The sequence below is a fragment of the Cereibacter sphaeroides 2.4.1 genome (assembly GCF_000012905.2).
GTDB classification, from domain to species: domain Bacteria; phylum Pseudomonadota; class Alphaproteobacteria; order Rhodobacterales; family Rhodobacteraceae; genus Cereibacter_A; species Cereibacter_A sphaeroides.
This window is the reverse complement of the sequence record NC_007493.2, coordinates 140,253-151,877: the sequence shown is the minus strand read 5'-3', so window position 1 is coordinate 151,877 and position 11,625 is coordinate 140,253. Positions and strand designations below refer to the sequence as shown.

Here is an 11,625-nt window from a genome sequence, read left to right as displayed (position 1 = left end):
AACAGCCCATGACCGCGACCCTGTCGGACCTTTTCGCCTTCCACCGCAATGACGGCCTCGCCGTCGGCGCCCCCGACCGGCCCTGGCTGACCTATGCGGGCCTGCGCGAGCTTGTGGGCCATACGGTCACGGCGCTCCATGCCGCGGGCGTGGGAAAGGGCGACCGGGTGGCCATCGTTCTGCCGAACGGACCCGAGATGGCCACGGCCTTCGTGGCCCTTGCCGAGGGCGCCGTCACCGCGCCCCTCAATCCGGCCTACCGGCTCGAAGAGTTCGAATTCTACCTCTCGGACCTCGGCGCCAAGGCCATCGTGCTGGCCGAAGGCTATGACGGCCCGGCTCTGGTGGCCGCGAACCATCTGGGCCTTGCGGTCCTGCGCCTCGGACATGACGCGGCCGATCCCGCAGGCAGCTTCACCCTGCGCGCCGAGAGCGTGGCCCCGGGCGAGCCCGAGCGCGCCACCGCGCGGCCGCGCGACCTGGCCCTGATCCTGCATACGTCGGGCACGACCTCGCGGCCCAAGATCGTGCCGCTTCGCCATGGCAACCTCTCGGCATCCGCGCACCATATCGCCGGCAGCCTCGCGCTCACGCCGCACGACCGTTGCCTCAACATGATGCCGCTTTTCCACATCCACGGGCTGGTGGCGGCGGTATCGGCGAGCCTTGCCGCCGGCGCTTCGGTCTGGTGCGCGCCGGGGTTCGACGCGCTGAAGGTCTTCGGCTGGATCGAGGCGGCCCGGCCCACCTGGTACACGGCGGTGCCGACGATGCATCAGGCCATCCTCGCCCGCGCGCCCCGCAATGCCGAGGTGATCGAGCGCGTGCCGCTGCGCTTCATCCGCTCCTCCTCGGCCTCGCTGCCCGCCCAGGTGATGGAGGCGCTGTCGGCCACCTTCCGCGCCCCGGTGATCGAGGCCTACGGCATGACCGAAGCCGCCCACCAGATGACCTCGAACCCGCTTCCGCCCCGCCCGCAGAAGCCGGGATCGGTGGGCGTCGCGGCCGGGCCGCAGGTCCGGATCGCCGACGAGGCCTCCGACCGGCTGATCGAGGGCACGGGCGAGGTGGTGATCTCGGGCCCGAACGTGACGGCGGGCTACGAAGCGAACAAGGCCGCCAACGCGAAGAGCTTCTTCGAGGCCGAGGGCGAGCGCTGGTTCCGCACCGGCGATCAGGGCCGCTTCGACGCCGAGGGCTATCTGACGATCACCGGGCGGCTCAAGGAGATCATCAACCGCGGCGGCGAGAAGATCTCGCCGCTCGAGGTCGACGGGGTGCTGATGGACCATCCGGCCGTCCTGCAGGTCGTGACCTTCGCCCTGCCGCATCCGAAGCTCGGAGAGGAGGTCGCGGCGGCGGTCGTGCTGCGCGAGGGGATGGCCGCGGACGAGGCGGCGATCCGCGCCTTCTGTGCCGACCGGCTTGCGGAGTTCAAGGTGCCGCGCCGCGTGGTGCTGCTCGACGAGATCCCGAAGGGGGCCACCGGCAAGCTGCAGCGGATCGGGCTGGCCGAGAAGCTGGGGCTGGTCAGCCCGGCATGAGGATCTGCATCTTCGGCGCCGGCGCCATCGGCGGCTACATGGGCGCAAAACTCGCAGCTGCGGGGGCCGATGTCTCGCTGGTGGCGCGCGGCCCGCATCTGGCGGCGATGCAGGCCCGCGGCCTCACGCTGATCGAGGAGGGCGGCACACGGACGGTGCCCGTGCGCGCGGCGTCCGATCCCGCCGCGCTGGGGCCCCAGGATTATGTGATCGTGACGCTCAAGGCCCATTCGGTGCCTGCCGTGGTGCCGCAGCTCTCCCGTCTGCTCGGGGCCGAGGGCACGCTGGTCTCGGGCGTGAACGGCCTGCCCTGGTGGTATTTCCACCGCCACGGCGGCCCGCTCGAGGGCCGGCGGCTGGAAAGCGTCGACCCCGGCGGCGTGCAATGGGACGGGCTCGGCCCGGACCGCGTGCTGGGCTGCGTGGTCTATCCGGCCGCCGAAGTGGTCGAGCCCGGGGCCGTCCGCCATCTGGAGGGCAACCGCTTCTCGCTGGGCGAGCCTTCGGGGGAAAAGTCCGACCGCGCGCTGCGCCTGTCGGAGGCGCTGACGGCGGCGGGGCTCAAGGCGCCGGTGCGCCCGCGACTGCGCGACGAGATCTGGGTGAAGCTCTGGGGCAACCTCTCCTTCAATCCGATCTCGGCCCTGACCGGGGCGACGCTCGACCGGCTCTGCACGGATCCCGGCACACGCGCCGTCGCCCGCTCGATGATGCTGGAAGCTCAGGCGATCGCCGAACGGCTGGGGGGTCAAGTTTCCCATCGATGTGGAGCGCCGCATCGACGGGGGCGCAGCCGTCGGTGCGCACCGGACGTCGATGCTGCAGGATCTCGAAGCAGGGCGGCCGATGGAGATCGAGGCGCTGGTGGGGTCCGTGGCGGAACTTGGCCGCATCGTGAACCTGCCGACGCCCACCATCGACACGGTGCTGGCAATGGTGCGGCTCCGGGCAAAGGTGGCGGATCTGACCTGAGCGCGTGGCCGGTCGGATGCGGCAAGGCCGGGGGCTCTGCCCCCGGACCCCCGGGATATTTGGGCCAGAATGAAAGGGCAAGAGGGGCGTCGGATCCGAGGGTGCCCGGTCGGGGGCTGCCGCGGGAGGACGTGTCGAGGCGGACGGACCTGCTCTGTCCGGGCGGACCCGGCGAAGCCGCCGGGAGTCGGGCGAGGGCCGCGGGGCTCGGTCCCCGGCATGGGAGGCTTGGGTGGAGCGCGCGCCACAGCCTTCCCATCTTCACTCTGGAAAAATATCCTCGGGGGGTCCGGGGGGCAGACAGCCCCCCGGCCTTCGCTCAGGCGCCGAGCGCGCGGTCGAGATATTCGTCGACCCTCTCGAGATAGCCCATCGTGGTCAGCCACTTCTGATCCGGGCCCACGAGGAGTGCGAGGTCCTTCGTCATGAAGCCGTCCTCGACCGTCTGCACCGTGACCCGCTCGAGCGTCTCGGCGAAGCGGGCGAGATCGGCATTGCCGTCGAGCTTGGCGCGGTGCTTGAGGCCCCCCGTCCAGGCGTAGATCGAGGCGATCGAGTTGGTCGAGGTCTCCTTGCCCGCCTGATGCTGGCGGAAGTGCCGCGTGACCGTGCCATGCGCGGCCTCGGCCTCCACCGTCTGCCCGTCCGGCGTCATCAGCACGCTCGTCATCAGCCCGAGCGAGCCGAAGCCCTGCGCCACCGTATCCGACTGCACGTCGCCGTCGTAGTTCTTGCAGGCCCAGACATAGCCGCCCGACCATTTCAGCGCCGAGGCCACCATGTCGTCGATCAGCCGGTGCTCGTAGGTGATGCCCGCCGCCTTGAACTTCTCGGCGAATTCCTCCTCGTAGACCTGCTGGAAGAGGTCCTTGAAGCGCCCGTCGTAGGCCTTGAGGATCGTGTTCTTGGTCGAGAGGTACACCGGCCAGCCGAGGTTCAGCCCGTAGTTCATCGAGGCCCGCGCGAAGTCGATGATCGACTGGTCGAGGTTGTACATCGCCATGGTCACGCCCGAGCCCGGCGCGTCGAACACCTCGCGCTCGATCACCGCGCCGTCCTCGCCCACGAATTTCAGCGTGAGCTTGCCCTTGCCCGGGAAGCGGAAGTCCGTCGCGCGATACTGGTCGCCGAAGGCATGGCGGCCGACGACGATGGGCTTCGTCCAGCCCGGCACGAGGCGCGGGACGTTGCGGCAGATGATCGGCTGGCGGAAGATCACGCCGCCGAGGATGTTGCGGATCGTGCCGTTCGGGCTCTTCCACATGGATTTCAGGCCGAATTCGTCGACCCGCGCCTCGTCCGGCGTGATGGTGGCGCATTTCACGCCCACGCCATACTGCTTGATCGCATGGGCCGCATCGACCGTGATCCGGTCCTCGGTGCGGTCGCGCTCCTCGATGCCGAGGTCGTAGTAATGCAGGTCGATGTCGAGGTAGGGCAGGATCAGCTTCTGCTTGATGAAGTCCCAGATGATGCGGGTCATCTCGTCGCCGTCGAGCTCGACGACGGGGTTCGCTACCTTGATCTTCGACATGGAGAGGCTCCCGAATGGTTGGTCAGGCGAGGCATAGCGGAAAAGGGTGGCCGAGGGAAGACCGGTATGCCGCGGTATACCGGATCAGCCCGCCGCCCGGTCGAAATAGCACCGCGTGAGAGCGCGCACATGCGCCCAGAGGCCCTTCTTCCGAGACGTTCGGAATCCGGAAGCCCAATCCTCGGCGGGCGGGTCCTGAGCGAGAACTCATCTTTCGGCTGGCGAGCCGCGGCCGGTCCTTCTCGTCCTCGAGCCCTTCAGTCCGCCGGCGCCCGAACGCTCCAAGCCGCCAAGCCCAAGCCTCGCGGCGCGGAAGCCGCACCGCCGGTCCTTGCCTGCACCACCTTCCCCTAAAGCCGAAGACCCAAGGACCAAGGTGGAACACCGGCCACAACGTGAAAAGGCCGCCCCAAAGGGCGGCCTTTCCCAGAGAAATGCAGAGGCTTATTGCGCGGCCGGAACGAACGGCAGGCCGGTCACCGGGTCGAGCGTCGCCGCAACCGGCATGCCGTTGGCGTCGGTCATGTTGACCACGTAGCCGCCTTCGGTCTTCGTGACCGACTGCACCGAGTAGCCGAGCCCGTTCAGCTTGGCGGCGATGTCGACGAGCGACATGGCCACCGGCGCGGCAAGCTCAGCCGCAGGCGCCGAGACTTCGGCCACCGGAGCCGCAGCTTCGGCCGCCGGAGCGGGCTCCGCTGCCGGTTCGGCGACCGGAGCGGCTTCCTCGGCCGGAGCGGCGGCTTCGGCGACCGGTGCAGCTTCTTCGGCCGGAGCGGCGGCTTCAGCTGCCGGCGCGGCTTCTTCGACCGGAGCGGCGGCTTCAGCAGCCGGCGCGGCTTCTTCGGCCGGAGCAGCGGCTTCAGCAGCCGGCGCGGCTTCTTCGGCCGGAGCAGCGGCTTCGGCAGCCGGCGCGGCTTCCTCGGCCGGCACGGCAGCCTCGGCGGCCGGAGCGGCTTCCTCGGCCGGAGCAGCGGCTTCGGCAACCGGCGCGGCTTCCTCGACCGGGGCCGCAGCCTCGTCAGCCGGAGCAGCGGCTTCAACCGGTGCGGCAGCCTCTTCGGCCGGCGCGGCCGCGACCGGCCACGGCTCCGAGCCCTGATAGTAGTTCGCGATCCACGGCGTCGTCGTCAGCACGGCCCCATGGACCACTAGCGACGCGACGGCGACAGAGCCCAGCAGCAGCGGAACGCCGAGGTTGGGGTTCACCGTCAGCCACATCTTCGAGTTGTTCATCTTTACTTCTCCCTCAGCCGAGCCACGGCGTCGCCGCCGCCGCCAGGAAATGCGCGATCAGGGCCATGCCGCCGAACACGCGCGTGCCCAGGATGAGCTGCTTATGCACCTCTTCCGCTTCGGCGATCGTCAGGCCGCTCGGCCAGACCTTTTTCGGATCATCGGTCACTTGTACTCTCCCGAATGTGCTTCCTCGATGCGTGTAGGGCCTGCACGCTAGGCTTCGAAAACGGCAGATCCCGCTGGCCTGGATGATTGCCAAATGCCGCCCGGCGCCCTTACCGAATTCTCGACGGTTCGACCCTGTATCGAATCCCTGACATTCGCAATGTCTGCATGGCATGACATAGGCCTTGAAAGGTGCGACTTATTGCCGGACGTTCCCCGGAAGGGTGCCGCAAGACCCCTCTGCTCAGCTTCCGCGGTAGGTGGAATAGCCGTAGGGCGACAGGAGAAGGGGCACATGATAGTGCCCCGCCGCATCCGCGATGCCGAAGCGGATCGGGATCTCGTCCAGAAAGAGCGGCGCCGCAGCCCCGAGCCCGCCCGCGCGCAGGTAGGCGCCGGCCCCGAAGGTGAGCTCGTAGGTGCCCGGCACCAGCGCCGCGCCGTCGAGCAGCGGCCGGTCCGTGCGGCCGTCGTCATTCGTGACCGCCGTGCCGATCTCGCTGCGGTTGCCGCCCTCGAGCCGGCAGAGCACGATCCGCACCCCGGCGGCCGGCCGGCCCTGCGCGGTGTCGAGCACATGCGTCGTCAGTCGTCCCATCGCATCCTCCTGTCTGAGGAGGCCAGACTGCCGCCTTTCGGCGCGGGATGCGAGGGCCGCCGCGGCGCCCCGTCCGGAGGGGCTTGCGGGCGCCGCCGCTTCCCGCTTTCCTGCACGGGCCCGCCCGCGGGAAGAAGGAGCCTCCGATGAAGCGATATCCCCGAGACATGCGCGGCCACGGGCCCACTCCGCCCGATGCGGCCTGGCCCGGCGGAGCCCGGATCGCCGTCTCGATCGTGCTGAACTACGAGGAGGGCGGCGAGAACTGCCTCCTGCATGGAGATGCGCAGTCGGAGGCCTTCCTGTCCGACATCGCCGGCGCCCAGCCCTGGCCGGGTCAGCGGCACTGGAACATGGAATCGATCTACGATTACGGTGCCCGCGCGGGCTTCTGGCGGCTGCACCGGCTCTTCACCGGGCTGAACATCCCGGTGACGGTCTATGGCGTGGCCACCGCGCTGGCCCGCTCGCCCGAGCAGGTGGCGGCGATGAAATCCGCCGGGTGGGAGATCGCCTCGCACGGGCTGAAATGGGTCGAGCATCGCGACATGCCCGAGGAGGAGGAGCGCCGCCAGATCGCCGAGGCGATCCGGCTGCATGCCGAGGTGGTGGGCGAGCGACCGCGCGGCTGGTATACGGGGCGCTGCTCGGTCAATACGGTGCGGCTCACCGCCGAAGAGGGCGGCTTCGACTGGATCTCGGACACCTATGACGACGACCAGCCCTACTGGCTCGAGACCGGCACACGCGACCAGCTGGTGATCCCCTACACGCTCGAGGCCAATGACATGCGCTTCGCCACGGCGCCGGGCTACATCGAGGGCGAGCAGTTCTTCACCTATCTGCGCGACAGTTTCGACACGCTCTATGCCGAAGGCTGTGCTGGGCAGGCGAAGATGTTCTCGATCGGGCTCCATTGCCGGCTGATCGGGCGGCCCGGCAAGATCGCGGGGCTGAAGCGCTTTCTGGACTATGCCCGCACCCATGAGCGGGTCTGGTTCCCGTGCCGGGGCGACATCGCCCGCCACTGGCACGAGACCCATCCCCATCGTCGCCGCCCGCGGCCCTCGCGCATGGATCGCGAGAGCTTCGTGGCCCATTTCGGCGGGATCTACGAACATTCGCCCTGGATCGCCGAGCGCGCCTTCGAGCTGGAACTAGGCCCCGCCCATGACAGCCCTGCGGGCCTCGCCAATGCGCTCGCCCGCATCTTCCGCAGCGCCACGCCCGCGGAGCGGCTGAGCGTGCTCAAGGCCCACCCCGATCTCGCCGGCAAGCTCGCGCAGGCGCGGCGGCTGACGGCCTCCTCCTCCTTCGAACAGTCGAGCGCCGGGCTCGATGCGCTCACCGACGCCGAGCGGGCCGAGTTCGCCACCCTCAACGCCGACTATGTGGCCAAGCACGGCTTCCCCTTCATCATCGCCGTGCGCGACCACGACAAGGCCGGCATCCTCGCCGCCTTCGAGACCCGGCTCGCCCACGACAGCGCCACCGAATTCGCCACCGCCTGCCGTCAGGTGGAACGTATCGCCGAACTCCGGCTTCAGGACATGCTGAAATGACCTCCTACCACGCTCCCATGGGCGGCCTGCCGCCCCAGACCCGGCTCATGACCGGCCGGGCCGTCTTCACCGAGGCCTATGCCTTCATTCCCCGCGGCGTCTTCTCGGACATCGTGACGAGCGCGCTGCCCGGCTGGAGCCAGACGAAGCTCTGGATGATCGCCCGCCCGATGACCGGCTTCTCCGAGACCTTCTCGCAATATGTCATGGAGGTGGCCCCCGGCGGCGGTTCGGACGCGCCCGAGCCAGAGGCCGGGGCGCAGTCGGTGCTCTTCGTCACCCACGGCGAGGTTTGGCTCTCGCTCGACGGGCAGGAGCACGAGCTCGGGCCGGGCGGCTATGCCTATATTCCCGCGGGCTGCCGCTGGCGGCTGCACAATGGCAGCCATGAGCCCGCCCGCTTCCACTGGGTGCGCAAGCTCTACGAGCCGGCACCCGGCGTGGCCCCGCCCGCGGCCTTCGTCACCAACGAGCGCGAGATCGCCCCCATGGCCATGCCGGACACGGGCGGCCGCTGGGCCACCACGCGCTTCGTCGATCCCGCCGATCTCGCCCACGACATGCATGTGAACATCGTGACCTTCCAGCCGGGCGGGCTCATCCCGTTCGAGGAGACCCATGTGATGGAACACGGGCTCTTCGTGCTCGAGGGCAAGGCGGTCTACAAGCTCAACCGCGACTGGGTCGAGGTGGAAGCGGGCGACTTCATGTGGCTGCGCGCCTATTGCCCGCAGGCCTGCTATGCGGCGGGGCCCGGTCCCTTCCGCTACCTGCTCTACAAGGATGTGAACCGCCACGCGAAGCTCCGCGGCCCCGGCGCCTTCGGCCGCTGAGCCTGCCCCGGCGCGCTTCACTCTGTGCAAATATCCTCGGGGGGAGCCCGGCGCAGCCGGGCCGGGGGGCAGACAGCCCCCCGCCTCCGCCGCCCCCCGATCCGACAGGAGGCAAGATGCCCCGCCCCCCGATCCGCCCCGAACCGCTCACCGCCGCAGGCTTCGCCCCGTTCGGCGACCTCATCGCGGCCGAGGGCCCGCCCGACCGGCTCATCAACCAGGGGCTCTGCGGGCGCTGGCACGACCGCGCCCGGCTCGATTTCGGCCCCGGCGGCCGCGCGGGCCTCTCGATCTTCCGGGCCGAGCCGCGCCGCCTGCCCCACCGGTTGGAGATGGTGGAACGCCATCCCGAGGGCTCGCAGGCCTTCCTGCCGATGACCGACCATCCGTTCCTCGTCATTGTGGCGCCCGACGAGGCCGGCCGGCCCGGCACGCCGCGCGCCTTCCGGACCGCGCCCGGACAGGGCATCAACCTCCACCGCGGGACCTGGCATGGCGTGCTCACGCCGCTCGCCGAACCCGGCCTCTTCGCCGTCCTCGACCGGATCGGGGACAGCCCCAATCTCGAGGAGCACTGGTTCGAGGAGCCCTGGACCATCGAGGACTGATCGGCCCGATCCGCTCGCGCCTACGGTGTGCCTTCCGCGGCGCCCGCCCTGCCTCCCGGGGCCCGCGCATGAAAAAGGCGCCCGACCGTCGGGCGCCTCCGCCTCTTTTCGCCGCCGTCAGTCCGGCGTGTGGCAGACCGCCTCGATCCGATGGCCGTCCGGGTCGAGCACCAGCGCCGCATAGTAGTTCGGATGGTATTCGGGCCTGAGGCCGGGCTCGCGGTCGTTCCGTCCGCCCGCCCTCAGGGCCGCGGCATGGAACGCGTCGACCGCCGGGCGCGAGCGGGCGACGAAGGCCAGATGCGCCTCGCGCACCTGGCGGGCGTTGCGGCCGGAGCGGATCTCGTTGATCGAGAAGGCTTCGACCCCGTCGCCCACCCAGTGGACACCGCTGCGCGCGGCACGTCCCGTGGGAATACCGAGACGCCCCAGGGCTGCGTCATAGAAGCACCGTGAACGCTCCAGATCTGTCACATGCAAGGAACATTGGTCGATCATCTTGCCTCCCCCCAGATGCAATGACTCGCCAGCTACAACTTCCGACTCCCGTTCCGGTTCCGGAGTCGCCCATAAAGTGTAGTCCCCACCCCGCCGTCTGCATAACGGTTTGTTGCATTGCCCGATCGGCATGCAGCAGGCCCCCTCAGCCTGCCCTTCCGGAGGCGCAACGTCCCACCCGGACGCTTTCGCCCTTGCCAAGTGCAGCTGCAGCATTTTTCATGCACCGGAACGCTTTTTCCGCATGACGGCAACCGGAGGCGCCAGATGGTCCAGTCGAGCCCTGCAACCACCCGGCGCGCACGGGGACGGCCCAAGGCGGCCGAGGACAAGACCGAGCAGAACACCGTCCAGTCGCTCGACCGCGCCCTCGCCATGCTGCGCCTGCTCAGCCAGTCCGAGGGCATGACCCTTTCGGAACTCGCCGCCGAGAGCGGCGAGGCCGCCGCCACCGTCTACCGGGCGCTGGTCACGCTTCAGGCGCACCAGATGATCGAGATGGAAGAGCAGGGTCAGGTCTGGCACATCGGGGGCGGCGCCTTCCGCGTGGGCTCGGCCTTCCTGCGCCGCGCGAAATTCGTGGAACGCGCACGCCTGCCGATGGACCGGCTCATGCGGGCCGCGGGCGAGACGGCGGCGCTCGGCGTCGAGGCCGACGGGCGGGTGATGCATCTCGCGCAGGTCGAGACAAGGCAGGCGATCCGCGCCTACTTCCCCGAGGGATCCTCCGCGCCGCTCCATGCGACGGCCGTCGGCAAGGCGCTGCTCGCCTGGTATCCCGCGGAGCGGATCGAGACGATCCTCGACCGCGAGGGTCTGGCGAAATTCACCTCGCTCACCATCACCTCCGCCTCCACCCTGATGCGAGATCTCGCGCGGACGCGCGACCGCGGCTATGCGCTCGAGGATCAGGAGGGCGCCGAGGGGATGCGCGCGGTGGCAGCGCCGGTGTTCAACAGCTTCGGCGAGCCGGTGGCGGCCATCACGCTCGCGGGACCCGCCTTCCGGGTCAGCCTGTCGGACAGCACCCGCTTCGGCACCCTCGTCCGCGAGGCCGCCGACGAAGTGACCGAGGCCACGGGCGGCGTGCGCGGCTGAGCCGCAGGCGGCTCAATCGCCGAGCGCCGCGGATCCGGCAGAGGCAGCGCGGCGATGGAGGTGGGCGACAAGGCCCGCCTCGAGCTTCAGCCGCGCAGCGAGATCGGCGAGATAACTGCCCTCGGCGGCGGAGCCATGGCCGGCTGCCAGCAGGGACGCCGCATAGATCCCTGCCGCCTCCTCGGGCGTCCGGGCCAGCCGCGCGATGCGCCCCGCGTCCTGCGGCGCCTCGAGCTCGGCCGCGATCAGGGCCTGCGCCTCGCAATCGAGATCGAGCTCCCGCAGGCGGCGGTGGATGAAGCGCCGCTCCTCGCGGCAGACGCGCCCGCCGGACTTGGCGGCCGCCACCATCGCCTGCAGGAGCCGCTCGCACAGCCCCTCGGCCGCGCCACCGTCGTCATCAAGTCCGAGCGGCACCCTTTCCTCAACTGTTGACTCGGTCATAGGATCGCACCCATCCCGCCAGTCGGCCCAGGCGCGCCCGGCCACGACGCAGGAGAGCGCCACGATACCGCGGCGTGCCGCGGCACCGGCCACGCAGCAGCGCGAGCGGTCGCCGAGCAGGAATCCCGCGATCAGATCGGCAAGACCGCTGCAGCCGGACCCGTCGCCCGCGGTGCCGGTCAGTCCCGCCGGAGGGCAGTCTCCGGCCGGCCGCCCCGCCGGTCCACCGCGCAGAAATCCGGTCTCGTCCATCTCCGGCCTCCTCTGCAGACATCTGAGCCGCATATGGGAAGGCGTCCGCTCCCGCGCAATCGGAGCGGCGCCGGGATGTGGCTGGAACAACGACAGCGTCTCCTTGTCGCGCCGGCGCATAAACCGACCGAAAGAATCAGCCTTTACAAGTCCGACTGATTCAGTCACCTTTCCTCTGCAATCCAAGCCAGCCCCCAAGGGTCAGCCCGGAGTCCTTCAGCCAGATACGGAGGTTCCATGTCTCGACAGCTGCCCGACCCGGGCTTCACCGAACTGCT

12 protein-coding genes are annotated in these 11,625 nt (G+C 69.7%); 6 read left to right on the top strand and 6 right to left on the bottom strand.

Going from position 1 to position 11,625, the window contains the following annotated elements; genetic code table 11:
• Positions 1-8: 8 nt before the first annotated feature.
• Together RSP_RS00720 and RSP_RS00715 are read left to right on the top strand one after the other, a co-directional pair.
• A complete protein-coding gene (locus RSP_RS00720; protein WP_011336835.1) occupies positions 9-1,544 on the top strand; it encodes an acyl--CoA ligase in 1,536 nt (511 codons plus the stop codon).
• Positions 1,541-2,884, top strand: coding sequence for a 2-dehydropantoate 2-reductase (locus RSP_RS00715; RefSeq protein ID WP_011336834.1), 1,344 nt, complete (start codon positions 1,541-1,543; stop codon positions 2,882-2,884). Before RSP_RS00720 ends, RSP_RS00715 begins: the two co-directional genes overlap by 4 nt.
• Here RSP_RS00715 and RSP_RS00710 read toward each other — a convergent pair.
• From RSP_RS00710 to uraH, 4 genes are all read right to left on the bottom strand, one after another.
• Entirely contained in the window at positions 2,836-4,050 is a 1,215-nt protein-coding gene (locus RSP_RS00710) for an NADP-dependent isocitrate dehydrogenase (protein WP_011336833.1), read from the bottom strand. The two genes, RSP_RS00715 and RSP_RS00710, sit on opposite strands and share 49 nt — an antisense overlap.
• Before the next feature lie 444 nt (positions 4,051-4,494).
• Positions 4,495-5,286, bottom strand: a complete 792-nt coding sequence (locus RSP_RS00705) for a light-harvesting protein (protein ID WP_011336832.1) — start codon at positions 5,284-5,286, stop codon at positions 4,495-4,497.
• 13 nt (positions 5,287-5,299) lie between these two features.
• Positions 5,300-5,455, bottom strand: a complete 156-nt coding sequence (pufB, locus tag RSP_RS00700) for a light-harvesting antenna LH1, beta subunit (RefSeq protein ID WP_009562632.1) — start codon at positions 5,453-5,455, stop codon at positions 5,300-5,302.
• Between the two features lie 243 nt (positions 5,456-5,698).
• Positions 5,699-6,052, bottom strand: a complete 354-nt coding sequence (gene uraH / locus RSP_RS00695) for a hydroxyisourate hydrolase (RefSeq protein ID WP_011336831.1) — start codon at positions 6,050-6,052, stop codon at positions 5,699-5,701.
• Positions 6,053-6,198: 146 nt separating this feature from the next.
• Here uraH and puuE point away from each other — a divergent pair, with 146 nt between their 5' ends.
• From puuE to RSP_RS00680, 3 genes are all read left to right on the top strand, one after another.
• Positions 6,199-7,614 (top strand): allantoinase PuuE, encoded by a 1,416-nt coding sequence (gene puuE / locus RSP_RS00690; protein ID WP_011336830.1) that lies wholly within the window; start codon positions 6,199-6,201, stop codon positions 7,612-7,614.
• Positions 7,611-8,447 carry a bifunctional allantoicase/(S)-ureidoglycine aminohydrolase gene (locus RSP_RS00685; protein ID WP_011336829.1) on the top strand — a complete coding sequence of 279 codons (837 nt, stop codon included), beginning with the start codon at positions 7,611-7,613 and terminating at the stop codon, positions 8,445-8,447. Before puuE ends, RSP_RS00685 begins: the two co-directional genes overlap by 4 nt.
• Before the next feature lie 116 nt (positions 8,448-8,563).
• The gene (locus RSP_RS00680) at positions 8,564-9,055 is read left to right on the top strand and encodes an ureidoglycolate lyase (RefSeq protein ID WP_011336828.1); all 492 of its coding nucleotides are present in this window, start codon (positions 8,564-8,566) and stop codon (positions 9,053-9,055) included.
• Between the two features lie 117 nt (positions 9,056-9,172).
• On the opposite strand, the gene RSP_RS00675 is transcribed toward RSP_RS00680, so the two are convergent.
• Complete coding sequence (locus RSP_RS00675) at positions 9,173-9,553, bottom strand: VOC family protein (protein ID WP_011336827.1); 381 nt, start codon at positions 9,551-9,553, stop codon at positions 9,173-9,175.
• Between the two features lie 267 nt (positions 9,554-9,820).
• Between RSP_RS00675 and bhcR the strand changes: the two genes are divergently transcribed.
• On the top strand, positions 9,821-10,651 hold the full coding sequence (gene bhcR, locus RSP_RS00670) for an HTH-type transcriptional regulator BhcR (protein ID WP_011336826.1): 831 nt from the start codon (positions 9,821-9,823) through the stop codon (positions 10,649-10,651).
• 12 nt (positions 10,652-10,663) lie between these two features.
• Here bhcR and RSP_RS00665 read toward each other — a convergent pair whose 3' ends face one another.
• Positions 10,664-11,347 (bottom strand): tellurite resistance TerB family protein, encoded by a 684-nt coding sequence (locus RSP_RS00665; RefSeq protein WP_011336825.1) that lies wholly within the window; start codon positions 11,345-11,347, stop codon positions 10,664-10,666.
• Positions 11,348-11,625: the final 278 nt, after the last annotated feature.